The sequence below is a fragment of the Bradyrhizobium sp. SZCCHNR3119 genome (assembly GCF_032487775.1).
Lineage (GTDB): Bacteria > Pseudomonadota > Alphaproteobacteria > Rhizobiales > Xanthobacteraceae > Bradyrhizobium.
In genome coordinates this window covers 5,599,288-5,623,549 of the sequence record NZ_JAUEUV010000001.1, presented here as the reverse complement: position 1 = coordinate 5,623,549, position 24,262 = coordinate 5,599,288, and the positions used below count along the sequence as shown (strand labels likewise).

Here is a 24,262-nt window from a genome sequence, read left to right as displayed (position 1 = left end):
GTCGTGTCAGACACCCGCAAGACCACGACGTTTGTCGTCGATCTCGTCCACGAACAAGCACGAGACCATCATGTTTCATGCACGTCACGATCAACGACACGAACGTTATCTGCCATCCGCTCAATTCAGTCAGGCATTTCATTGACGGCACAGCGCACGATCTTAGACTCGATGTTGCGCACTCGCGATCTGCACTGACATAGAAAATCCGGGGACCAGGAATGAAGAGGTCGAACTCCCATCGGCATGGCCAATGGCATCGCCGGCTACTTGTTGCAGCGTTGCTCGGCTCAGCCTTGCTCCTGTCGGAAACGCTAATCGCCAAAGCCGCCGAGCAGGTCGTCCTTCGTGTTGGCGATCAGAAAGGCGGCAATCGCTCGCTGCTCGAGATCTCCGGCCTCGCCGACAACCTGCCTTATCGAATCGAATGGTCGGAATTTCCGGCGGCGGCCCCCATTCTCGAAGCCTTGAACGCTGGCGCGCTCGATGTCGGCTACACCGGCGACCTCTCATTCCTCACGGTCTATGCCGGCGGCGCGCCGATCAAGGCGATCGGTGGCACACGATCGGATGCAAAGACGCAAGCGATCCTGGTGCGGCAGGATTCGCCGATCAAGTCGGCCGGCGATTTGAAGGGCAAGCGGCTGGCCGGCACCCGCGGCGGCTGGGGCCAATTCCTGATCGATGCCACCCTGGAGAAAGCAGGATACAAGCTCGACGATGCCACCTTCGCTCCGCTCGGCCCGGTCGACGCCAAGGTCGCGCTGCTCGCCGGCTCGGTCGACGCTTGGGCCGTATGGGAGCCCTATGTCTCCTATGCGGTGCTCAAGGACAAGGCGCGGGTGATCGCCGATGGCGACGGGCTGACGCCCACGATCACTTTCATCGTCGCGTCGGAGGCGGCAATCGTGGCCAAGCGCGCCGCCGTCCAGGATTTCGTCAACCGCCTCAACAAGGCGCGATTGTGGTCGCTCGACCATATCGCGGAGTATGCCAGAAACACGGCCGAGCTGACCAAACTGCCCGAGGATGTGGTGCAGTCAGCCTATCAAGCTCAGCACACCTCACCCATTGCGATCGACGACGGTGTGGTCAACGATGTACAGGCTGCCTCGGACCGCGCCACCCGCTACGGCATCCTCACAAAGCATCTCGAGGTCAGCAGGGCGGTCGACCGGAGCTTCACCGCCGCGATCGGGTCGAATTAAGCGTAAGCCGCAACCGACGCGGCGCGCTCCTCGACCATGGCGACCGCGTCGCGCAGCACGGCGATGCCGGCCTCCGGCCTGACGCCGTACTCGGCGAGATGGCGGCGAAAGGCACGCGCGCCCGGCACGGCGTGGTAAGCACCGACAAGGTGGCGGGTGATCGCGTGCAGGCGCGTGCCGCCGGCGAGTTCACGTGCGATATAGGGCTCGAGCGCAGCCAAGGCATCCTTCATGCTCGCATGCGGCGGCGCTTCGCCGAAGAGTTCGGGATCGACGGCCAATAGCCGCCACGGCTCCTGATAGGCCGCCCGCCCCAGCATCACGCCGTCGACGTGAGCGAGATGCTGCTTCGCGGCCTCGATGCTCGGAACGCCGCCATTGATGATGATCGGTACCTGCGGCAGCGCAGCCTTCAGCCGATACACGCGATCATAATCGAGCGGCGGAACGTCGCGGTTCTCCTTCGGCGACAGGCCATTGAGCCAGGCCTTGCGCGCATGCACGATCAACGCATCGGCCCCGGCCGCGACGACGGCCCGAGCCAACACATCCAGCGCCACTTCGGGATCCTGGTCGTCGATACCGATCCGGCATTTTACCGTGACCGGAATCCTCACCGCGCCCTTCATCGCCGCTACACAGGCGGCGACGAGCCCAGGCTCGGCCATCAGACAGGCACCGAAACGACCATCCTTCACCCGATCAGACGGACAGCCCACATTCAGATTGACCTCGTCATAACCGAAATCCTCCCCGATCCTCGCCGACGTCGCGAGGTCGCCAGGCTCCGAGCCGCCGAGCTGCAGCGCAACCGGATGCTCGCTTTTATCGAAACCAAGCAGCCGCTTCCGGTCGCCGTGGATGACTGCGCCCGTCGTGACCATCTCGGTGTAGAGCAGCGCCCGGCGCGACAAGAGCCGATGGAAAACGCGGCAGTGCCGGTCCGTCCAATCCATCATCGGCGCTACCGAAAATTTATAATGCTGTAACTTCAATAGCTTACTCTGTTTTTCCAATGGACTGGATCAGGCCTCCGCGCGCTCGGTTTGCGTCCCAAACCAGCCAGAATTTCACGCGCTTGTACCGCATTTGATCCCTCGCTGCACACGTTGCGCATGCGAAAATCGGAACGGAGTGCCGTGCAAATACCGATCTGCGAAGCAGGCCACGATGCATCATCCGACGTGCCGGCTGCTGCCGCGCGAGATCGCCATAGCCTTCAGCAATTGCCCCAATCGTGTTTGACCGGTTGACGGGAGAGCAATGCCCCTACCGCGCAGGCGGATTGGTGTTGCTCCAGGTGGGCACCGCGTTGGTCACGCCAACCGTCGGCCAATAGTAGGAGCCAACTGAAGGAGCCGTGACAGTTCCGACGGAAGTTCCGGATGTTCCATAGGTCCTGGGTGGGACCGTCGGCGATCCGGACGTCCCATAGGATTGGGTCAACGACGGCACGTATTGCGTACGTAAAACCGGACTCGGACTGACCACCCGGTGTGCGTGCGCGTGTCGCGTCATTGGCCGGACTCGATCGCGCCCTGCCGCAAACGTGGGAATACACAAGACGAGCAAGATACCACATACCAAAGGACCACGCATGCGACCGCTCCAAATGAGTTGCGCCCGTTTACGGGGGAGGCTTCTCTGCTGATCGCTGGTATCTGGCGACGAAAGCCGATCAGCAATCGGAAGCCCGCATGGTGATTTGCTGCCCGGCAAGGCGACCCGCGGTGCCGATCGTGCCCGGCACCGGCGCAGGCTCGAAACTCCGTCCTTCCACGAGAGGGATCGTTGGCGTCCTTGCCGCGCCGCAAGCACTCACGCTGTACACCGAGCCCGCCGTCTACCTCTACCTCGAGCACCTGCAGAACTGACCGCACGGCAGCGCGACGACAATCGGGCGATCACGCACGATCTCCATAGCCGGCAAAATGGGCGTGCCCGGCTCAAATCCAGCCATTAGCGATACCAACAATGACCGCGACGGCAGACACGATGATGGGGATAGATCCAATGCGGACCCCAGCATGACCGATACCAGTGGTAGCCGGTCTCGCCCAGCCGATAGCAGCCGGCCTGGGCGCTACTGGGCGCTACAGCCGCGACCGAGAGGACCATCGCAGCGGCAGTAAGCAACGCGAACTTGCGCATCTCATCCTCCAACGAAGGCAGATATCGCACGCAATATTGCCGACGAGAGGACAGCCATCCTTGCGCGAGATCAACCTCTGCTGCACCGACGTCGCATGAATTCGGTTTGATGCAGCTCAAGCTGGACTCGACGGATGCATGCAAGACGTGAGCTTCCTTCACCTCAAAGGAGCTCGTCATGAGTGTCACAGGGGTCACCGCTCTGGACCATACGATTCAAGAGGCGAACGTTTGGCTCAAAGGTCTGGAGGAAGAGCTCAGGCTCGACAATCGCCAGCAAGCGTATAGTGCGTTGCGAGCGGTGCTGCATATCCTGCGCGACCGCTTGCCTCCGGAGGTCGCAATCAAGCTGGGAGCTCAGCTGCCGATCCTGGTACGCGGCATCTACTACGAAAACTGGCACGTCGCGGGCACGCCCACCAAGGAGCGTCATGTCGATGATTTCGTCGAACACGTGGCTGCGCAACTGCCGCAGCAATTTCCCGCCCATCCACTGATGGTCGCGCGCGGCGTGTTCGAACTGCTCTGGCAGAAGCTCGATCCGGGCGAATTCGAAAAAGCAATGCACCATCTGCCCGAACAGATCAGGGCTCTCAAGGCCTAGCCCCGGCACTTGCTTACGATGACCGGGTCGATCAGATCATCCGATCTCACCATCCTGCCGTTGGGCTTGGCTGGTACCCTGAACGTACCGAAGAGCCCCGCGGGACTGATCGTCTTCGTCCATGGCAGCGGGTCAAGCCACCTCTCGCCGCGTAACGTCGCGGTTGCCAAAGCCCTGAACTCACGCGGCTTCGCCACCCTGCTGTTCGACCTGCTCACCCCGGAGGAGGAGGCCAACCGCGCCAACACATTCGACATCGCTCTGCTCGCCGAGCGGCTGATCGAGGTTCTGCATTGGCTTGACGAGCAGCCTCTCCCGGTTACCGGCCTCATGACCGGCCTATTCGGCGCCAGCACCGGCGCCGCAGCCGCGCTCGTTGCTGCGGCGCGTGATCCGGAACGGGTCAAGGCGGTGGTCTCTCGCGGTGGACGGCCGGACCTCGCTGGCGATGCACTGTCCCAGGTACTTGCGCCGACCCTCCTCATCGTCGGTGGCGCCGACGTCGGGGTCATCGAGTTGAACGAAGATGTACTCCAACGTCTGCGCGCGCCGAAGGCGCTGGAGATCGTTCCGGGCGCAACGCATCTCTTTCCTGAACCCGGAGCCATGGACACCGTGATCGAATACGCCGCGCACTGGTTCGAGCGATATCTCGCCATGCCGTCCCACACTCACGCAGGCTAAACCTCATGAGTGGACGGCAGCGGCGCCCTTAACCTTTCGGCTCGGCCCGCGCAGGCCCCCAGTGAACGTCATGTTTTGTGCATCGCGGCACATTTAACCATGCCTGCTGCCACATCGGCGTGTGTCACGCTTACGTGGCTATGTCCATATTGCAAGATCGGCCGCCCTGCAATATAGATTCAAGCATAGGTTGTTTTTCGGCCTTCGCTGTTGGGTTTCGTCGCTATAGACCGTTCAAGAGAGGCTACTGTTCTCTGCTCTTCTTAGGTGATCCAAACGGTACTTCTTGCCCACTCCAGGGTATCGGAGGGCGTCATGAGTGATTTCGTGGTCAAAGCCAATATCGATCACTACCTTGACTTACTCGATAACCACAATATTGCGCACGAGACGAGAAGCATTGTCACCAAGCTGTTGATCTTCGAAGAGGACAAGCTCAGCTACGATCTGGAGCAGCTCGAATTCGCGGAAAGCCGAGCGGCCAGCGGACGCGAAAGGGTGAGCCATGTCCGTCGGATACGAGACGCCCTTACCGTCGGTACGGCTGAACACAGCCAGGCGGAAGCACTGCTGATAAACTTCGAGAATCGGCAAACCCTGCTGCAGGATCTTTGTCATCGCTTACGCAACAGCGCAAAGCAGCGGAGCATCTAAAGCTGCGCTTGCGGGCCGCGACAATCGGCGCCAGCACCATTGATTTCCGTCAATGTGTGACCTTGCCGTCCCTTTTCTAATGCACCGTCTCGCAAAGGGGGTGAACATGGCGGACTTCGCAATTACTCTTGTCCAGGCGCGCAGACGCAATATTGAGCGCTATAGCAGGTTGCTCCAGACATCCTTGACGGATGTCGAGCGCGCCTACATCGAGAGGCGACTATTGGAAGAGAGAGCCGCTCTCCGATCCGTCGATCTGCCATACACGAATGCGGCAACATCATCGCAGCGTTCCGAATGCTGATTGCGCACGGGCGACGCATCGTGGCTGCCTAGACAGCCAATTCAGCGTGCTGCAGATCACGCGGATACCGCCTACAACGACCTCCCGTCCATGCTCCGAAGCCAATCGGCGATGCGCGCCCAGAACACGCCAATCGTTTCGCGGCCCATGAAAAGGCCGAGATGACTGGATGGCGCGACGGCGGTCTCGATCTCTGCGTCGGGCGTCCCCAGCAACGACGCGGTCGCCAGAGCCTGCTCGGCCGGCACGACCTCGTCATTGGCGCCAGCGAGCAGGAAGACCGGCACACTCACCCGGTTCAGTTGGACCGCGTGCCCGAGTGCAACGAACTCTCCGGCCGCAAGCCGGTTCTCCCTGAAGATCCAGTTCACTGTTTGGAGAAAGAACGTACCGGGTAAATCGAGCGTCTGCCTTTGCCAACGATCGAACCGCTCGACGAATTGACGGTCACTGAGAATGTCCGGTGACAACGTTCTCTGCAAAGCGGTCGTCGGATCCGGAGAGGCCCCCCAGAACCGCCGCATCTGTTCGCCTCTTACCAAGCCGCTCGTACTGTCCACCAAGGCTTTGAAGGCATCCGACGACATGCACGCCACTGCACGAGTCAGCGCCGAGCCGGCCGACATATCGACCGGAACGCCCGCGAGCACCAAGCAGCGTACCTTATTCGGAAAACGTGCCGCATAGATCAGCGAGAGCCACCCGCCCTGGCACAATCCGACGAGATCGACCGGATGGCCGATGTCATCCACTGCGACATTCAGATCAGAGAGGTAGCTGTCGATGGACCGCGAGCTCATGTCGGGAGATGCCGAGCGCCACTCCGCAAGGTAAAGACGAGCAACGCCGCCGTTCCGAAGCGCCTCGACGATACTATGCCCGGCAGCAAAATCCGCAATCGAAGCCCCATGAAGCGCGTAAGGAGCACAAATCAAAACAGGCGCGCCCGTGCGGGCGAGTGAAAAGTCCCGCAGCCGCAAATCGGCAATTTCAAGCGCGATCGTATTGGGCGTGGTCCACTGCAAGTCAGGCTCCGGCCTGCCCTCTCCAAACTCACCACCTTGGAGCCACCACTGCCAGGCATCGATTGCGATCTTTGCCGCAAGAAAGGACCAGGAGAAGGGGTCATGCGGCCCCCCTCCTCCAGCCTCGCCCATCCGGCTCCCGTATCTCCCCTCTACCATGCCATCCTCACTGATCCGTGCAAACCGGCTTCGTCCTGGAAACTATCTCCCCCGCTGAGCTCGCCTCTGACCCGAACAGCGCTCGGCGGTCATGCCGGGAATTCCGCGAGCTTGATTCTTTCATCCGCGGCAACGGCAAGATGCTGAAGGCGTTCCGATATACACACCGGATAAGTCGCGGCCAGCGCCGGCGTCCTCAGTTCCTGAGGCAATTGTCTCAGTTGCTGTTCGGCGCGGGCACGGCTCTCCTGGAGCGAGACGAGCGGACCGACACGACGTCCAGCCTGCATGACCTGCTGCACGAGGGTCTCGCCTTCTATGCAATCGTCCTCCGTCGACACCACGTCACCACACATGAAGCCGTCGCCATCGAAACATCGCCAGACCTGCTTGCGCCCGGGCCATGTCGCCTTCCCCACCGAGCGCTTACGGCGCGGCAGGCCGGCATATTCCTGGAGCTTGTAGGCGCAATCGAGCCCCGGAACGTCCGATGAGGTCGTCAGGTTGGTGCCGATGCCGATACCGTCAACCGGTGCTTGCTGGCGCGAGAAGCCCAGCAGGACCTCCTCGTCGATCCCGCCGCTTACAAAAATGCCGGTGTCCTTCAATCCGCCCGCGTCCAGAATGTGACGGACACCTCTTGCAAGTGCAGCCAGATCGCCGCTGTCGATTCGAACCGCGCGAATGGGAATTCCGAGCGCCGTGAGCCGGGGCGCCAACGCGACCACCTTGTGCGCAGCTGCTTCGGTATCATACGTATCTATCAGGAGGACCAAGTCGCGCGGCCGGGCGCGCGCAAACACCTCGAAGGCCTTCGCTTCGTCGTCGAACGATTGAACGAAGGAATGCGCCATCGTGCCATAGGCGGGAACACCGAATGTCTTCTCAGCCAAAAGTGTAGCGGTGCCGGAAAATCCGGCGAGATAGCTCGCTCGCGCCGCCAGCAGCCCGGCCTCGGCACCATGGGCACGGCGGAGGCCGAAATCGACCAGCAGCTTGTCCGGCGCCAACAGCTTCAATCGGGCGGCCTTGGAGGCGATCAAGCTCTGAAAGTGCAGGATATTGACGAGACGCGTTTCAACAAGCTGGGCTTCCGGCAAAGGTGCGGTAACCCGGAGAATGGGCTCGTTCTCGAAGAACGCTGTTCCTTCCGGCATCGCATGAACATCGCCGCTGAAGCGAAACGTGGCGAGATAGTCCAGGAGCTGCTGATTGAACTTCCGGGACTGGGCGAGCCAGTTCAGCTCCTCGTCTGAGAATTTCAGATTTTCCAGGAACTGAAGTGCCTGTTCCAAACCCGCAGCAAGCAGAAAATGTCGCTCTCTCGGCAATTTACGTACGAAGAACTCGAAGACAGCCGTATCCGTCTGACCCGAGACCAAATAGGCCTCGATCATGCTCAACTGATAGAGATCCGTCAGCAATGCACTCGGCAGCACTTCGATCGCCCTGTCATTGCAAATCACGGGTTTGCCGATCGCTTTACGGGCTCTTTAGACCCGTACTGCTCTAGCAGTGCGATGACCTCCTCATCGCTGACCTGGTGAAAGTCGCGATAGAAATAGCCGATTGCCCCAAGCTCCACCGGCGTATCCAGACAGACGATGACATCGACCTCCGGTCGGAGCTTTTCAAGTGTCTCCAACGGAGCTACCGGAACCGCCAGAACGATCTCTTCCGGCCCCTGCTTCCGGACTGCCTTGATAGCCGCGTGGATGGTCGCGCCGGTGGCGATACCGTCGTCGATGACGATCGCCAACCTGCCCTTGATTTGCGCCCGATGCCGGCCCTTCAGATAGCGTTTGCTGCGGCGCTCGATCTCGGCCTGTTCGTCGCGGCAGACGGAATCGAACTCCGCCGCAGAAACCTGGCAAAGCTCGATCACATCGGCGTTGCGGACGACCGTTGCCTCCGCTCCCTCCGCGACAGCTCCCATGGCCAGTTCGGGCTGGGTCGGTACGCCGATCTTCCGCACGATCAGCAAATCGAGGGGAGCGTCGAGCAGCGCCGCCACCTCGGCAGCAACCGGAACGCCGCCCCTCGGCAATGCAAGGATCACCGGATTTCTATCCTTGTAATTGAGCAGCCTCCTGGCGAGTTGCCGGCCGGCATCCGTTCGGTTCTCAAACGACATGGCGCAATCTCCAGCTTTCAAAATCCTACCGACGCCCATTGCGCACATGGTTGATCCGCGTCAAGTTCACGGCGGATCGCAATCGATCAAGGGCCACAGCATGCCGGGCGACAGCACGGACTATGACTAGCGACATAGATCAGAACGATATCGACCAAGACGATCCGGCCTCGCTCAGGCGCAAAGTGAGCTTTCTCAGCCGTCCCGAGGCCTATGTGCCGGCTCCGGAGAACGTCGTTGTCCGCGAAACTCATATGTCGTGGGTCTTCATGGCTGGCCACCGCGTCTACAAACTCAAGAAGCCGGTCCGCTTTCCTTATCTCGACTTCTCTACGCTCGAACGCCGCGCCGCGGCAGCGAATGCTGAAGTGACCCTCAATCGCAGGCTGGCACCGGATGTCTACCTCGGGGTCGCGCCCCTCACGATCACCCCGCAAGGCTACACGATCGGCGCTAGCGGAACCGTGGTCGACTGGCTCGTTGTCATGCGCCGCCTGGACGAAAGCCAGACCCTCGAGGCTGCGCTTGGCCGCCGAGAAATCCCGCGAGCCCGGATTCGTCAGCTCGGGGAGATACTGACGTGCTTTTACTCGCGCGCACCACGCCTCCTGCTCGGCGCCGATAGCTATCTGTCCGGACTGAATAAGGCGATCCTGGCCGACCGCCGCCTTCTCCTGGGCGGCACGTTTGACCTGCGACCGGGCCAAATCCAACGGATCGTCAATATTCAGCACCGTTTCCTGCAGCAGCGCCGGCCGGTCCTGGCATCCCGAATCCATCGCCGGCTCATTCTTGACGGGCACGGCGATTTGAGACCTGAGCACATATGGCTCGGCGGCTCCTATCCCATCATCGACTGCCTGGAATTCAATGCGGCGCTGCGTGCCGGAGACGCCCTCGACGAATTCGCCTTCCTTCATCTTGAATGCGAACGGCTCGGAGGGGTCGCGGTCGGCGACACCCTACGGCGACAGTTGGCAGTCGTTCTGAACGACGATCCGGCTTCCGGACTGTTCCTATTCTATCGGATCGGCCGTGCCATGTTGCGAGCTCGCCTGTCCATTGCGCATCTTGCCGACACCCATGTACGAACGCCGGACAAATGGCCAAGACTTGCGCAGACCTATCTGAAGCTCGTCGGCACCGATGTTATGGCGCTCGAACGATTATTGGATCGCGACGGATACCCGTTCCGCTGATCAGGCCTGGTAAGGCAGCAGATCATCCAGTCGCTCGTCCAGATGCAGCCGACCAATGACGGCCGCGAACAATGGCGCCGCCGAGACAACATCGAGCTTGGCTTGAACGGGTCCTGATGGCAACCTGAAGGGCGGAACCGAGTTCGTGATCACGATGCGATCGATCGCACCGTCCGAAAGCTTAGTCTCGGCCCCAGGCATGAATAGACCGTGGGCGACGCAGGCCACCACCTCGGCGGCACCGCGAGCCCGTGCCGCCTTGGCGGCGCGAACCAACGTTCCTCCCGTGCTGATCAGATCGTCAAAAACCACGCAGAACGCGTCTGCGACGTCGCCGGCGAACAGATCGCCAGCGACCTTTCCGGAGCTCCGATGCTTCTCGACGAAGGCCTTGCCGATCGGCTGCCCCAATGACCTCTCGAGGGTCTCGCGGAGCAGATCGGCCCGCTTGCCGCCGCCTAGATCGGGCGAGACCACGCAGATCGGCCGCACCCCGGCCATGTCCCTAACCTTCTCGGTGAGCAAGGGCACCGCACTCAACGCGACCGTGGGGCAGCGAAAGGCATTTTCGAACGCTGCTTGGTTATGAACCTCAAGCGTAACGACACGACCGACGCCAACCGCCTCGAACAGACTGGCAAGATACCGGATCGTCACGGGATCGTTGGTCTTGGTCCGGCGGTCTTTACGGGCGTAACACAGATAGGGAATAACTGCCGTCACGCGCGCCGCGCCCGCATCCCTGAGTGCACCGATGAAGAACAACAACCGGCACAGCTTGTCATTTGGGCTCTCTTGCGGTCCCCCATGCAAACTATGCACGACGTACACGTCGCAACCCGCGACATTGTCCAGTGGACGGATCTTGTGTTCACCGTCTTCGAAGCTGCGCTCCTCGGCCGTGGCAAGTCGGCAACCCAGCGCGTCGGCGATATCCTGACCGATTTCGACCGAGCCCCTCAGCGCGAACAGACGTAACCGGTCGCTGCCATTCAATGGCCGTCGGGACAAAGACGTGCCGCTGGCCACGTTGGGCTCCACCGGTCAGATCTTAAGGGCGTGCTTGCCGAGCACCCTGACCGAGCTCGCCTGCGGCCCCTTTTGGCCCTGCTCCTCGACATAGGTCACGCGCATCCCGACGGAAACCTCGGCGGTGCCGAGAACGCTATTGCGATGAAAGTACACTTCGTGCCCGTCGGCAGCTGCGAGGAAACCAAAACCGCCGTCCTTGTCGAAGCGTACCACCGTTCCGATCGGCTGCGCTTCGTGCTCCTTGACATCGCCACGCATGACGCGCGCCTGGTCCTGCAATTGGCGGCGGGCGCGATTGAATCCGTCGTCGACTGCAAATGTGAGGTCGGCGTAGCGCTCGTCCTGACTCGGCGTGCGTCCGACATTGACCTCGCGTCCATCCGGCAACGCAAGCCGTATGTTGACGTGATATTGACCGCCGGTGCGGTGGTGCTCACCCGGCCCTTTTACCACGACGCGCCCCGAGGTCACGCGGCCGTAACGGCTTTCGAGTTCCGCGAGATGCTTTTCGATAGCCGCTTGCAGTTCGTTCGAAGCCTCAAATCCCTCGAACTCGATCCGAGCTGACGTTTGCATCGCAATTCTCCACCTCAGTTATGAGACATTTGAGCACGCCAACATCTGTTGACTTTGAGCGAAATCAACCTACCGCTCGTGTCATCAAACAGACTGGACCGCCAATTGTTGCGCGGAGAGCATCATGCCTATCCGGATCAAGACCTTTATAGCGACAGTGGACGGGTCCGAGTCTGCCACGCGCGCGCTGGATGTTGCCATCGCCATGACGAAGGCTGCGTCCGGAACATTGTCCCTGCTGGCGGTCGCCGTTCCCCTGACGCAGGCAGAGCAGACCGCGTTCGAACGAGCCGAGGGCAACGTTGCGGATGCGTCCGACATGATGGCCCAACAGATTCTCAAGGCAGCCGAACACCGCCTGGATCTGGCCGGCCTTACAGCCGCAAGAACGCTGCTCAAATGGGGTGACCCGGCCGAGGCCATCCTGGATGCGATCGCAGATCTAGGACCGGACGCCATTGTCGTCGGGCGCAGAGGCCGCGGACGCCTTACCGGGCTACTGCTCGGCAGCGTATCTCAGAAGCTTGTCAGCCTCGCCCCCTGCGTTGTGGTCGTCGTGCCTTAGGACGGCGAACTTGACGCTTCCGATCAAGTTCTTCGTGCGCTCTATCGTTGGGAACGTCAAGCTAACGTCGCGCCAATTCATTCGCTTGCCAGCGCTCCTAGAATTCCGATCCGCGCTCCACGTCGGTCGTTCACTCCCCGAGAAGATGTTTCTCGATTTCGCCGACCGAATGCTTCGTTAGATCCTTGTGCAATTCAGCAATGATGCGCGCCTTGACGTCGTCGTGGAACGCGTCACGCAGATCGGCGAGCGCTCGTGGAGGCGCCACAACGATCAGTGCTTTCGCCTTTTGCGATCGGACCATCTGCTCCATCGCAGCCGCAACGTTGTGCACGAACCGATGCTCTTCAAGTTCATGCCAGTCCACCGCATCCACGGCGCTCCGATGCCCCGACTGATGCGCCTTGCTGACCCGTCCAGGCCGTTCGCTGCCCTGCTCGTGAGTCGGCCGGTTTTCATCCTCGAAGACCTTCTCAGCCTTCAAATTTGGGAATTTCTCGTCTCCCTCGTTGCGGAGGAATAATGCCTTTCGGCCGTCGCCAACAAAGATCAGCGCATCATGTGGGATCTTGAGTTTACTCACCTCTTCCTCCGTCTTGCTGCCGGTCCATCGTGGCAAGAAACCGGCTAGTGCCGTCGCTTCAGCAGCATGCGTAACTCGGCGATTGGACGCGTATTGATCACCTCCCCAGCCTCAAGCCACCCGCGGCGAGCCTGATCCACGCCAAAGCGCATATTGCCGAGGCCGCCAATGGCATGGGCGTCGGACGAAATCGCCAGCCTGACACCGTTCAGCTTCGCCGCATGGGCATGAATATCGTCAAGATCTAGGCGATCCGGATCTCCATTCAACTCCAGACAACAGCCATGTTCAGCCGCCGCGGCAATGATCTCTTCCATGTCTACCTCGTACGGCACTCGCTCATTGATCAGTCTGCCGGTCGGATGCGCGATCACAGATACGTAGGGATTGGTTATCGCCCGAATGATGCGCTCGGTCTGGGCCTTGCGGGAGAGATCGAATTTGTAGTGCACCGCAGCAACAATGAGGTCGAGACGCACGAGCACCTTATCCGGCAGATCCAGCTTCCCATCAGCCAGGATATCGACCTCCGCTCCCTTGAGCACGGTGAAGCCTGAGAGCTTTTCATTCACGCGATCGATCTCGTCGAGCTGCCGGGCAAGATGCGCGGAATCGAGACCGTGAGCAATCGTGACGTGCTTGCTGTGATCGGTGATCGCGATATAGGCGTAGCCGCGCGCCTTCGCAGCAATGGCCATCTCCTCGATCGACGCGGTTCCATCGCTCCAGCGCGAATGAACATGAAGATCGCCGCGAATATCACCAAGCGTGATCAATTTCGGCAGATCTCCTGTGGCCGCCAACGCAACCTCTCCGCGGTCCTCGCGCATTTCGGGTGGAACCATGGCCAGACCGAGCTTGCGATAGATTTCATTCTCCGTGGCACCTGCAATCCGACGCCTATCGTCGAACAGCCCATATTCGTTGAGCTTCCAGCCATGGTCGTTGGCGAGGCCGCGCAACGCAATATTGTGCGCCTTCGATCCGGTAAAGTACATCAATGCCGCGCCATAGCTTGCTTTTGGGACCACCCTGAGATCGACCTGCAGGCCGGACCGGAGGATGATAGTCGTCCGCGTCGGACCGTGCGCGACCACATGAGCCACATTTTCATAGCGGACAAGTCGGTTGCCGACCGCCGCACCATTGCGCGCGATGGCGAGAACATCGAGGTCGCCCACCGTGTCGCGCCTGCGACGAAAGCTCCCGGCGACCACGGCCTCAGCGAGCCCCTTTGTTTTGCGGAGATAGGCGAGCAGCGCCTCCGCTTCGGCCTCAGCCTCCACCAGCTTGAAGCGCCTTTCGGCCGGGGGCTTCGCCAGCGCAGCGACCAGCTTCTGCTCGCTCTTGAGGCCAAATCCCTTCAGATCACGCAAGCGTCCCGATTGGATCACTCGCCGCAGATCGTCGAGCGTCCGCACTCCCAGGCTATCGTAGAGCAACTTGACGCGCTTGGGACCGAGACCCGGCAAAGCGGCAATCTCGCCGAGATCACCGGGCAACTCGCGCTTGAGTCGCTCGAGCACGTCGAATTTGTGCGTGGTCACAATGGCGGCGATCTTGCCGGCCAGGTCCTTGCCGATGCCGGGGAGTTCCGAGAGGTCTTCGCCCGCCTTCAGCAGGCCCGTGATGCTCTTCGGCAACCGCTCGATCACCCGCGCGGCATTACGATAGGCACGCGATCTGAATGGATTATCGCCCTTGATCTCGAGCAGCTCGGCGGTGTGGTCGAACATCTCGGCGATCTCGGCATTTTGGACCGGCATCGTCGTGTCTCCATCCCTCGTCCAAGCCTAGCGACAAGCCGGAGCCAGACTTTGACGTAGATCAGGCCTGCCAGAGCCACCTTCGATGTCGCATCCACCGGGAGCCAGAGGAGCCGACATCCTCCGGATTGATACGGGTCAACGCCAGGCCGCCTCGGCGGCTTAGAGAGACACCATGGATGACGCACTGGGACCATCTCAGCGGGAACATCTGATTTCGCTCGTGCGCGAGTTCGTCCGCGAGCTGCATCCGCAGCGCAGCCGATTTATCCAGATTACTCCCTCCAGCCGCATCGAGCGCGATCTCGGGATCGATAGTCTGGCGCGCACCGAGCTGGTGCTCCGCATCGAACGCGCGCTTCATCTGCATCTGCCGGCGCAAGCGGTCGGCGAAGCGGAAACGGTCGAGGATGTCATTCGCTGCGTCCAACGCGGCGGGCCGGCGGGTGATGTCGCCGCTCTCAAGGTCCTCACCACGACCGCGCTTCCGAGCGTCCCTGCACCGGATGAAGCCGTCACCTTGACGGCCGTTCTGGACTGGCATGCGGCCCGACATGCGGACCGGTTACATCTGACCGTCCTGCAGGACGAAACGGTCTCGCTGGGAACGCTAACCTACGGCGAGCTTGCAGCCCGCGCGCGTAGCGTCGCTTACGGACTGCTCGAGCGGGATATCTCTCCCGGAGACCGCGTGGCGCTGATGCTTCCGACCAGCGTCGATTTCTTCGTGGCGTTCTTCGGCATTCTCTATGCGGGTGCTATCCCGGTGCCGCTCTACCCGCCAATGCGTCTATCCCAGGTCGAAGACCATCTTCGTCGACAGACGACCATATTGCAGAATGCAGGAGCACGCGTGCTGATAGCCGTGCCGGAAGCCCTGCGTGTGGGGAATCTGCTTCGGGCCATGGCAGGCGATCTCGATCACGTTGTCAGCGTCGCCGATATCGAGTCTACTGTATCGGCGGCGCTCCCGCATGTGGACGATCCGGCTGCGGTCGCGCTGATTCAGTACACCTCGGGCAGCACCGGCGATCCAAAAGGCGTGGTCCTGTCACACGCCAATCTCCTGGCCAACATCCGCGCAATGGGAACCGTCATCGGCGCGAACTCATCCGACATCTTCGTCAGTTGGCTGCCGCTCTATCACGACATGGGCCTGATCGGCGCCTGGCTCGGATGCCTGCATTACGCCGCCCGGCTCTATGTCATGTCGCCGCTCAGCTTTTTGATCCGGCCACAAAGCTGGCTATGGGCGATGCATCGCTTTCGCGCGACGTTCTCGGCATCGCCCAATTTCGGCTTCGAGCTCTGCCTTACCAAGATCGCCGACCAGGAGCTTGAGGGCCTGGACCTCGGTTCGCTGCGAATGGTCGCCAACGGCGCCGAGCCGGTCAGCGTCCAAACGCTACGCAAGTTCACCGAACGGTTTGCCAAGTACGGCTTTCCCGCGAACGCGATGGCGCCAGTCTATGGATTGGCGGAATGTTCGGTCGGACTGGCTTTCCGGCCTGCGCGACGCCTTCCGCCGGTCGACCGCATCGACCGGGATCAGCTCAGCCTCCATGGTGTTGCGGTCCCGGCCAAGCCAGAAGATCCGCGACCGTTCGAACTCGTCGGCTGCGGCCAGCCGCTCCCTGGCCACGAAATCCGGATCGTCGATCAGGCCGGGCGAGAACTCGGCGACCGGCGGGAAGGACGCATCGAATTTCGCGGTCCGTCCGCAACCAGCGGCTACTTCCACAATGAGACAAAGACGCGTGAATTGGTCCGCGGCGACTGGCGCGACACGGGAGACCGCGGCTACATGGCCGATGGAGACATCTTCATCACCGGCCGCATCAAGGACATCATCATTCGGGCCGGCCGCCATCTCTATCCGCAGGAGATCGAGGAGGCCGTCGCAGCCTTGCCAGGTGTGCACAAAGGCGGGGTTGCAGTGTTTGGCGTTGCCGATCGCGCAACCGGGACCGAACGCGTAGTGATTCTGCTCGAAACGCGAGAGTCCGATCCAGGCATGCGGGCCGCTTTGCAGGCCCGCGCACATGAGATTGTCACCGATGTCGCGGGAACGCCGCCGGACGAGATCGTGCTTGCGCCTCCCCGCACGGTACCGAAGACCTCCAGCGGGAAAATCCGGCGAAGCGCCGCCAAGGAACTCTATCAGAGCGGCCATATCGGCCCAATCCAGCGGGTCCTCTGGTGGCAATTGCTCCGGCTCACGTTCGCCGGCATCGGCCCGCAACTCCGGCGCGTGGCGCGTCGCATCTCCGAAACATCTTATGCGGCGTGGTGGTGGAGCGTACTAGGCTGTTCGGCCCTGGCCGGATGCCTGGCCGTCCTGGTGCTGCCGAGCGTATCCGCCCGTTGGTCGGCGCTTCGATGCATCGGCCGCGGCGCGCTCCGCACCATGGGCGTGCCACTCACAACTCTGGGCTTCGAAAAGATCCCCCGCCATGCAGCCGTGCTCGTGTTCAATCATTCGAGCTACATGGATGCCTTTGTGCTGGCCGCGACGCTACCGTCGGAACCCGCTATCGTCGCCAAGCGCGAATTGGCTCAACAAGTCATCGCCGGACTGATGTTACGACGGCTCGCCATCCCGTTCGTGGAGCGCTACGATGTTGCAGGCAGCCTGACGGACACGGCGACGTTGACCGCACTCGCACAACAAGGACGCATTCTGGTGTTCTTCCCCGAAGGCACCTTCACCCGGCGCGCGGGGCTTTCGGGCTTTTTCCTGGGCGCATTCAAGATCGCAGCCGAGCTCAACGTTCCGGTTCTGCCGGGCATCATCAAGGGCACGCGAACCATGCTGCGCAGCGATCAGTGGTTTCCGCGTCACAGCGCAATCAGCGTTGCGATCTGCGATCCGATAATGCCATCCGGCTCCGACTTTCAGGCCGTCATTCGTTTGAGGGACCAAGTGCGCCGCGTGATGCTCGCCCACGTCGGCGAGCCGGATCTGGACGAATTGGTGAAGCCGGAGCCGACTTCACTCGCAAGCTGATGGAGAGGCCGCATGAAACTCGCATCCAGCGCCTTCGCGGACGGATCCTCCCTGCCGCAACGCTTCACCTGCGACGGCGAAAATATCTCACCGCCTCTGCAATGGTCAGGCGTGCCGAGCACCGCACGCAGCCTGGTCCTGCTTTGCAGTGATCCGGATGCGCCGGCTGGAACGTGGCATCATTGGGCCGTCTACGATCTTCTGCCCGATCAGGCCGGGCTTGCCGAGGGGGCGGCCCAAGCCGGCAACCTGAAACAGGCGCTCAACGATTTCAAAACGATCGGGTATGGAGGTCCATGCCCTCCTCGAGGCCATGGAGTTCACCACTATCATTTCCAGCTCCTGGCTCTTTCGACCGACCACCTCAAGGTCCATCCAGGGACGTCTTGCCGGGAGGTCGCGCACAAGGCTCGCCAGTTCACGCTCGCCGAAGCGACCCTCATCGGCACTTATCGTCGGTGATGGGGACCGCCTGCCGACGCCCGATCAACATCACCGCGTTGCTGCCTCTCGCCCAGTGTCCACGCTCAGAACTGCACACCTCTCGTCAGAGCTCCGTCGACGACCAGGTTCGTGCCGGAAATGAAGCTCGCGACGGGGCTCGCCAAGAACACGACCGCATTGGCCATCTCATGAGGTATCCCCATCCGTCCGGTCGGGTTGAGCGCAAGCGCCGCCTTATAGAGATCAGGATTGCCATCCTTGATCGTGTTCCATACGCCGCCCTCGAAATAGGTGTTGCCCGGTGAAACCGTATTGGCACGGATGCCCTTGGCCGCCAGCTGATAAGCGAGCCCCTGAGTGTAGTGGATGATCGCGGCCTTGAATGTGCCGTAGGGACCCGCGGCGAAATCGATTTCCCGCCCCGACACGCTGGCAATCGTCACGATGGCCGCTTGCTTGCTCTTCTCGAGATACGGCATGGCGGCATCGACGAGCCGAACCGTCCCCATCATGTCCGTAGAAAATTCCTTGCTCCAGCTCTCGTCATCCTGACCGATGGCGAGCGCGCTCACATTGGCGACCACGATATCGATCCCGCCGAGCGCATCGGCCATTTCGTTGACCCAGGCTTTCAGCGCGGGCCCATCGGCGACGTCGACCGCCTTTCCGGCCGCCGTGACACCTGTTGCTTTCAGCGCGGCCACCGTCGCCTCGACATCTCCGGTGTTGCGAGCGCAGATACCAACATCGGCGCCTTCTGCCGCCAGCGTCTCAGCGATTGCCCGGCCGATCCCCTTGGTAGCACCCGTGATCAGAGCTTTCGCTCCTTTGAGCCCCATATCCATTGTCAGCTCCTCTGCTTCGTCATCAACCTCCGCTGGAGGTCATCGATTGCCGGCCTGTGTGCGGACGAGCCCACGATAGCTGTGGGGCATGCGCATCGCGACCAGATCCTTGCGCCTTACAACGTTGGTTGGATAGGCAGTGTCGAGGTTGCTGGTATCGATCTGCGCGGTCGCAATCGCCGCCCCATCCGATACAATTGCCTCACGGCGCGGGAATTCGAAGGTGTCGGGGCCGAAGATGCCGCTCAGTCCGGAGTAGCCGTGGGCCGGATCATGCACGTTTGCGAACGCAAAGAAGGTGTTGTTCTCTCCCGCCCTCACCCGAAAATGATGCCAATGCTGGGGGTCGGCTCCAGTTGGAATCGGTGCGGGCTGCGCGACCGTGGTGCCCGCGTGCGACGATGTGAACGCCCCCTGCACCGCCGCCGGACAAGCGATCAGATCGCAGCCGCGCAAAGCGAGCACCCGCCCTGCTTCAGGAAACAGCGCATCGTGGCCGATCAACAGGCCGATGCGCCCAATCGGGGTGTCAACGACGGTCCAACTGTCGCCCGCGGTAGCCCAGCTTCGATCGCCGCTCGCAAGGTGCGTCTTTCGATAGACCGAGACGGCTCCGTCGGGAGCGACGAGACAGGCGCTGTTGTAGCTCTCTTCGCCCACGCGCTCGGCCAGCCCGCAGACCAGATAGATGTCGAGTTCGCCAGCAAGCGCAACAAGCCGCTCCGTCACCGGCCCCGGGATCGGTTGCGCCGACCCGGCCGGGTCGGTGAGGCCCGTCGCCGCAAGTTCGGGGAATACCACGAGCTCGGCGCCGTCCACCTTCGCCTTGCGCGCGAGATCGGCAATGATGGACAAGTTCGTCGCGACCTCTGGTGTGGGCGCAAATTGCCCGACACTTACCCGCGAGCGCTTTCCAGCCGGCCATGGCTGATGACCGTAGAGCCCGAAGAAATCGCGGGGGTTCCAGCTGTAAGTATTGGTCAGCAGCTCCGGATAGAGCTCCGGCCGACGCTGCGCCAACACCGACTCTCCGAGCACGCGTCTTGTCCGCGCAACTGCAAGATCGACCTCGGCAAAGGCGATTCCGTCCCCTTTGTCGATTACGGCTGCGACGGCGCCATCGGGCGCAATGACGCAGCTTCCGCCGGAGAATTGCACCGTGCGCTCCAGCCCCCAGCGATTGCTCTCGATCACGTAGCAACTGTTCTCGAACGCGCGGCTGATCCAATACGGCGCCGGAGTGCGTTCGGCGAGCCAGTTCGAGATGTGACAGATGATATCCGCCCCGCCGAGCGCCATCAGCCGCGCAGTCTCGACAAAATGGATGTCCATGCAGATCAGGAGCGCGATGCGCCCGATCTCCGTCTCGAACACCTGATTGTGCAGGTCCCCGGCCGCCGCCCATTTCGGCTCGGAAATATAGGGATGCGTCTTGCGGTGCCGGCCGATGATGCCGTCGGGGCCGATCAGCACCGCGCTGTTGTAATAGATGTCGTCGTCATCGACCTCGGGCATGCCGATCACCACATAGCAGCCGTGGCGGCGCGCCAAAGCGGCAAACCGGTGCGTGGTCGAGCCCGGGATCTTCTCCACGAACGCGGCGACCTCAGCGCGGTCGTACCAGCAATAGCCGGTCGTCCCCATCTCGGGCGTCACGATGAGCTTGGCGCCCGCAGCCGCCGCCTGTTCGCAAAGCTCGAGCAGGCGCGCGATGTTGCGCTCCTTCTCGCACAATGTCGGCTCGAACTGAACGGTGGCGACCTTGTATGTCGACGACATCCTGCAGTTCCCCTCAGACCAGGAACGACTTCTTGATCGAAGCACCGAGCGTATATTTCGGGTCGACCATGTTGCCGAGGCGGACGCGGCCGGCCTGGGTCAGCAACATATAAGCCTCGATCTCTTCGAAGCCGTAGTCGGCGGCCATCCAGCGGCACAGCTCGCGATAGGCGATGCGTGCGGCATCCTCCATCGGCCGCGCCGAGCCGATCGTCATGATGAAATCCTTGGTCTCGAGCCGCGGCCAAGCGATAGTCCAGTTCTTGATCAGGTCGACTTGGACCGTCGTCACCGTCGGATGCTCGATCGCGACACCGCAGAGCTCGCCGTCGCCCTGCGCGGCATGGCAATCGCCCAGATAGAGCAGCGCGCCCTTGGCGTTCACAGGCAGATAGATGATGGCGCCGACGCCAACGTCAGGCAGATCCATGTTGCCGCCATAATAGTCCGGGACCAGCGAGGAAATCGCCTCGATTTCCGGCGAGGTGCCGATGGTGCCGATGAACGGCTCATAGGGTAGCGTGATCTTGTCGTTCCACTTGGTGCCGTTCTCCAGCGTGATCTCGAGCTTCTTGACGCGCTCGGGCAGTGCCGGGTTGAGCAAGGCCGTATTTCCGGTCGAGACCAGGCCGCCGAAATCAGGCATGACCACGGTGGTGCCGCGCGGCTGCGGCCCGCGCGGCACGATGCTCTCGATATAGACCGCGAGCGTGTCGCCCTTCTCGGCGCCGTTGACGTAGATCGGCCCATTCTGCGGATTGAGGAACGGGAAATTCAGGATCTTCGACGGGCTGTCGGTCTCGTGCTTGATCTGGCCCTCGAAGGCGTCATGGGTCTCCGCGGAGACCACCGCACCCGGATCGACGCTCAGGATCGGGTTCACATAGGGCCCGTAGACATAGTGGTACTTGCCCTGATCTTTCTCCGTGATCACGTGCTCGCTGCCGCGCTTGCCCTTGGCGATGCCCTTGCGGGCCATGATCGATTCCGACTGCCAGGCCATTCTCATTCTCCTTGTTCTGGTTGTGACGTTTCTTGCATCAGACTGCGAGGTGGCGGCGCATCTCGGCCTCGTCGTCGAGCGCCGCGCGCGCGAGGCTCGCGGTGATGCGTCCTTTGTCCATGACGTAGCAGCGCTGCGCCATCGCTCGGATCATGTCGAGATTCTGCTCGACCAGGATGATCGTGACACCGGTCTGGCGGTTGAGCTCGACCATGTTGCGCGCGATGTCCTGGACGATGTTCGGCTGGATGCCTTCGGAGGGCTCGTCGAGCAGAATCAGATTGGGATCGGCGATCAAGACGCGGCCAATCGCAAGCTGCTGCTGCTGCCCGCCGGACATGGTGCCCGCGCGCTGCGTCCAACGCTCCTGCAGGATCGGAAACGCATCGAGCACGCGCCGCTTGCCGTCTTCGGGAATGCCGCCTTTGATCGCGGCGCCCACGGCGATGTTCTCGCCGACCGTCAGGCGCGGAAATACATCCCGGCCCTGCGGCACATAGCCCATGCCGAGCCGCGCACGCCTGTGCGCGGGCAGATGCTCGACGGCTTCGCCGCGATAGACGATCGAACCTGACATCGCCGGCACCAGCCCGATCAGGCTCTTCATCAGCGTCGACTTGCCGACGCCGTTGCGGCCGATCACCGCGACGATCTCGCCCTCGCGCACCTCGATCTCGAGCCCCTGCAGCACCGGCTTGCCGCCGTAGCCGGCGCGCAGGCCGAGCGTCGTGAGGATGACTTCCTTGCGCGTTTCCTCAAGCATGAGCCTGTCCCAGATAGATCGCCGCGACGCGCTCGTCGGCGACGATCTCCTCGATCGAGCCTTGCGCAAAGACCTGGCCGAGATGCAGCACCGTGACCCGCTGCGCCACTTGACGGACGAAGGCCATGTCGTGCTCGATCGCAAGCACAGTCACGCCCTCCGCATTGAGCCGCCGCACCATCTCGCCGGTCATATGTGTCTCTTCCGGCGACATCCCGGCTGTCGGCTCATCCAACAACAACAGCCGCGGCTTGAGCGCGATCGCCATGCCGATCTCCAGCCATTGCTTCTGGCCGTGGCTGAGATTGCCCGCGCTCTGCGCCTGCTCGGCTTCGAGGGCGAGAAAAGCGAGCAGCCGATCGATCTCCTGCGCGAGTACGGCGCCGCGATGCCGGCTCTGCAGCGCGATCTCCAGGTTCTGCCGGACCGAGAGCCCCTTGAACACACCGGGCACCTGGAACTTCACCGACAGGCCGCGGCGGATACGTGCGAAGGATTTCAGTGTCGTGATCTCTTCGCCGCTGAAATAGATGTGGCCGCTGCCGACGCTATATTCGCCCAGGATCAGACGGAACAGCGTGCTCTTGCCGGCGCCGTTCGGCCCGATCAGGCAATGGATTTCGCCGGGCTGCAGCGCCAGATCGACCGAATTCGTCACATGCAGGCCGCCGAAATGCTTGTTCAGCCCGCGCAGTTCGAGCAGCGTCATCAGGCTGCCTCCCGCTTACGACGGGTGGCGAGCCGGCCGACCCAGCTGATGATGCCGAGCACCAGCCCGTTCGGTGCGATCAGGACGGTCGCCACTAGCAGAACGCCCATGAATACCAGCGCATATTGGCTGCCGTAGATCGTCAGCGCCTGGAAGCCCGCGAGCACGACGAGCGTGCCGATCAGGGTCGCGGTGATGTCGCTGCGGCCGCCAACGGCGACCCAGATCAAGGGCAGCGACGCAGCGGTCATGCCCATGCTGGACGGCGTGATGTATTGGCCCCACACCGTGTAGAGCACGCCGGAGAGGCCGGCGAGCGCCGCCCCGATCACGAACGTGATCAGCTGATATTTCCGGATGTCGTAGCCGAGCATCTCGGCCCGTTCCGGATTCTCCCTGATCGCGACAATCACGTTCCCGAACGAGGAATTCATCAGGATGCGCAGTGCGAGATAGACCACGACAAGCATCGCGAGCACGACGTAGTAAAGACCGACGTCGGCGAATAGTACGATCGGCTCGTCGAACCAGGGGATGGTCAGCGGCGGCATTGCGCTCATGCCGTTGAACCCGTTCAGGCGTGCGCTTCCGATGTGCCATTCAGGCCCCGCCGTCTGCGCCATGAAGCGCTCGAGCATCAGGGTCACGGCCAGCGTGACGATGCCGAGAAAGACGCCCGCGATACGCCCGAAGAACATGAAATAGCCGAGCAGTGCCGCAAACAGCGAGGCAATCAAGACCGCGAGCACGAGCGCGATCCAGGTGAAACCATAGGCCGAGCCGAAATTGATGGTGAGGATTCCGTACCCGTACCCGGCGATGCCGAAGAAAGCCGTCTGGCCAAACGATAGCGAGCCGCCATAGCCCCAGATCAGGCTGAGACTGAGCGCGATGAACACCCAGACGAAGAAGTACACCGTGTTGCCGACGGTGTAGCCGTCGCTGAACAGCGGATAGGCCACGGCTCCCGCCAGCACCAGCGCGAACAACGACCAAAAGCCCCGGCCCCGACCGAGCGTCTGAGGACCTTCAAGACGGCGAAGCAGCGAAACGAGTCCGGTCACGATC

General features: G+C 61.8%; 24 protein-coding genes. 9 read left to right on the top strand and 15 right to left on the bottom strand.

The features are described from left to right. Positions 1–221: 221 nt before the first annotated feature. A complete protein-coding gene (locus tag QX034_RS25915) occupies positions 222–1,208 on the top strand; it encodes an ABC transporter substrate-binding protein (RefSeq protein WP_316195988.1) in 987 nt (328 codons plus the stop codon). Here QX034_RS25915 and dusA read toward each other — a convergent pair. Next, positions 1,205–2,203: a tRNA dihydrouridine(20/20a) synthase DusA gene (gene dusA / locus QX034_RS25910; RefSeq protein WP_410050932.1), complete on the bottom strand. Its 999-nt coding sequence runs from the start codon at positions 2,201–2,203 to the stop codon at positions 1,205–1,207. The genes QX034_RS25915 and dusA overlap by 4 nt on opposite strands. A 274-nt stretch (positions 2,204–2,477) precedes the next feature. Continuing rightward, positions 2,478–2,807, bottom strand: coding sequence for a hypothetical protein (locus tag QX034_RS25905; protein ID WP_316195986.1), 330 nt, complete (start codon positions 2,805–2,807; stop codon positions 2,478–2,480). 98 nt (positions 2,808–2,905) lie between these two features. Here QX034_RS25905 and QX034_RS25900 point away from each other — a divergent pair, with 98 nt between their 5' ends. The 4 genes from QX034_RS25900 (at position 2,906) to QX034_RS25885 (ending at position 5,301) form a co-directional block, all read left to right on the top strand. Next, a complete protein-coding gene (locus QX034_RS25900) occupies positions 2,906–3,082 on the top strand; it encodes a hypothetical protein (RefSeq protein WP_316195984.1) in 177 nt (58 codons plus the stop codon). A 455-nt stretch (positions 3,083–3,537) separates the two neighbouring features. Continuing rightward, the gene (locus tag QX034_RS25895) at positions 3,538–3,963 is read left to right on the top strand and encodes a DUF2267 domain-containing protein (RefSeq protein ID WP_315705178.1); all 426 of its coding nucleotides are present in this window, start codon (positions 3,538–3,540) and stop codon (positions 3,961–3,963) included. Between the two features lie 18 nt (positions 3,964–3,981). Continuing rightward, positions 3,982–4,647, top strand: a complete 666-nt coding sequence (locus tag QX034_RS25890; RefSeq protein ID WP_315705177.1) for a dienelactone hydrolase family protein — start codon at positions 3,982–3,984, stop codon at positions 4,645–4,647. Between the two features lie 315 nt (positions 4,648–4,962). Next, positions 4,963–5,301: a hypothetical protein gene (locus tag QX034_RS25885; RefSeq protein WP_316195983.1), complete on the top strand. Its 339-nt coding sequence runs from the start codon at positions 4,963–4,965 to the stop codon at positions 5,299–5,301. 375 nt (positions 5,302–5,676) lie between these two features. Here QX034_RS25885 and QX034_RS25880 read toward each other — a convergent pair whose 3' ends face one another. The 3 genes from QX034_RS25880 to QX034_RS25870 all read right to left on the bottom strand — a co-directional run bounded on the left by QX034_RS25880 (position 5,677) and on the right by QX034_RS25870 (position 8,923). Continuing rightward, the gene (locus QX034_RS25880; protein WP_315741345.1) at positions 5,677–6,762 is read right to left on the bottom strand and encodes an alpha/beta fold hydrolase; all 1,086 of its coding nucleotides are present in this window, start codon (positions 6,760–6,762) and stop codon (positions 5,677–5,679) included. 116 nt (positions 6,763–6,878) lie between these two features. Next, on the bottom strand, positions 6,879–8,228 hold the full coding sequence (locus QX034_RS25875) for a nicotinate phosphoribosyltransferase (protein WP_315761939.1): 1,350 nt from the start codon (positions 8,226–8,228) through the stop codon (positions 6,879–6,881). A 23-nt stretch (positions 8,229–8,251) separates the two neighbouring features. Next, complete coding sequence (locus QX034_RS25870) at positions 8,252–8,923, bottom strand: phosphoribosyltransferase (RefSeq protein WP_315761940.1); 672 nt, start codon at positions 8,921–8,923, stop codon at positions 8,252–8,254. A gap of 185 nt (positions 8,924–9,108) precedes the next feature. Between QX034_RS25870 and QX034_RS25865 the strand changes: the two genes are divergently transcribed. Further along, on the top strand, positions 9,109–10,122 hold the full coding sequence (locus QX034_RS25865; RefSeq protein ID WP_315761942.1) for a hypothetical protein: 1,014 nt from the start codon (positions 9,109–9,111) through the stop codon (positions 10,120–10,122). Here the strand turns inward: QX034_RS25865 and QX034_RS25860 are convergent, their stop codons facing one another. Together QX034_RS25860 and QX034_RS25855 are read right to left on the bottom strand one after the other, a co-directional pair. Further along, entirely contained in the window at positions 10,123–11,151 is a 1,029-nt protein-coding gene (locus QX034_RS25860; protein ID WP_316195980.1) for a ribose-phosphate diphosphokinase, read from the bottom strand. Positions 11,152–11,166: 15 nt separating this feature from the next. Then, the gene (locus tag QX034_RS25855; protein ID WP_315705170.1) at positions 11,167–11,730 is read right to left on the bottom strand and encodes an HPF/RaiA family ribosome-associated protein; all 564 of its coding nucleotides are present in this window, start codon (positions 11,728–11,730) and stop codon (positions 11,167–11,169) included. A gap of 124 nt (positions 11,731–11,854) precedes the next feature. Here QX034_RS25855 and QX034_RS25850 point away from each other — a divergent pair, with 124 nt between their 5' ends. Further along, entirely contained in the window at positions 11,855–12,295 is a 441-nt protein-coding gene (locus QX034_RS25850; RefSeq protein WP_315705169.1) for a universal stress protein, read from the top strand. Positions 12,296–12,425: 130 nt separating this feature from the next. Here the strand turns inward: QX034_RS25850 and QX034_RS25845 are convergent, their stop codons facing one another. Together QX034_RS25845 and polX are read right to left on the bottom strand one after the other, a co-directional pair. Further along, positions 12,426–12,914: a host attachment protein gene (locus QX034_RS25845; protein WP_315705168.1), complete on the bottom strand. Its 489-nt coding sequence runs from the start codon at positions 12,912–12,914 to the stop codon at positions 12,426–12,428. 8 nt (positions 12,915–12,922) lie between these two features. Further along, positions 12,923–14,614, bottom strand: a complete 1,692-nt coding sequence (gene polX / locus QX034_RS25840; RefSeq protein WP_315728683.1) for a DNA polymerase/3'-5' exonuclease PolX — start codon at positions 14,612–14,614, stop codon at positions 12,923–12,925. A 205-nt stretch (positions 14,615–14,819) separates the two neighbouring features. Here polX and QX034_RS25835 point away from each other — a divergent pair, with 205 nt between their 5' ends. After that, on the top strand, positions 14,820–17,651 hold the full coding sequence (locus QX034_RS25835; RefSeq protein WP_316195978.1) for an AMP-binding protein: 2,832 nt from the start codon (positions 14,820–14,822) through the stop codon (positions 17,649–17,651). A 12-nt stretch (positions 17,652–17,663) separates the two neighbouring features. Then, positions 17,664–18,113 (top strand): YbhB/YbcL family Raf kinase inhibitor-like protein, encoded by a 450-nt coding sequence (locus QX034_RS25830; protein ID WP_315768123.1) that lies wholly within the window; start codon positions 17,664–17,666, stop codon positions 18,111–18,113. A gap of 65 nt (positions 18,114–18,178) precedes the next feature. Here QX034_RS25830 and QX034_RS25825 read toward each other — a convergent pair whose 3' ends face one another. The 6 genes from QX034_RS25825 to QX034_RS25800 are packed head-to-tail and all read right to left on the bottom strand — an operon-like array spanning position 18,179 to position 24,258. Continuing rightward, a complete protein-coding gene (locus tag QX034_RS25825; RefSeq protein WP_316195976.1) occupies positions 18,179–18,940 on the bottom strand; it encodes an SDR family NAD(P)-dependent oxidoreductase in 762 nt (253 codons plus the stop codon). A 39-nt stretch (positions 18,941–18,979) separates the two neighbouring features. Next, the gene (locus QX034_RS25820) at positions 18,980–20,719 is read right to left on the bottom strand and encodes a nitrilase-related carbon-nitrogen hydrolase (RefSeq protein ID WP_316195973.1); all 1,740 of its coding nucleotides are present in this window, start codon (positions 20,717–20,719) and stop codon (positions 18,980–18,982) included. Between the two features lie 13 nt (positions 20,720–20,732). Continuing rightward, on the bottom strand, positions 20,733–21,722 hold the full coding sequence (locus tag QX034_RS25815; protein WP_315705162.1) for an acetamidase/formamidase family protein: 990 nt from the start codon (positions 21,720–21,722) through the stop codon (positions 20,733–20,735). A gap of 37 nt (positions 21,723–21,759) precedes the next feature. Then, positions 21,760–22,485, bottom strand: a complete 726-nt coding sequence (locus QX034_RS25810) for an ABC transporter ATP-binding protein (RefSeq protein WP_315705161.1) — start codon at positions 22,483–22,485, stop codon at positions 21,760–21,762. Then, on the bottom strand, positions 22,478–23,194 hold the full coding sequence (locus QX034_RS25805) for an ABC transporter ATP-binding protein (protein WP_315705160.1): 717 nt from the start codon (positions 23,192–23,194) through the stop codon (positions 22,478–22,480). The genes QX034_RS25810 and QX034_RS25805 overlap by 8 nt, the downstream gene beginning before the upstream one ends. Further along, positions 23,194–24,258 carry a branched-chain amino acid ABC transporter permease gene (locus QX034_RS25800; RefSeq protein ID WP_315705159.1) on the bottom strand — a complete coding sequence of 355 codons (1,065 nt, stop codon included), beginning with the start codon at positions 24,256–24,258 and terminating at the stop codon, positions 23,194–23,196. Before QX034_RS25800 ends, QX034_RS25805 begins: the two co-directional genes overlap by 1 nt. Positions 24,259–24,262 lie beyond the last annotated feature (4 nt).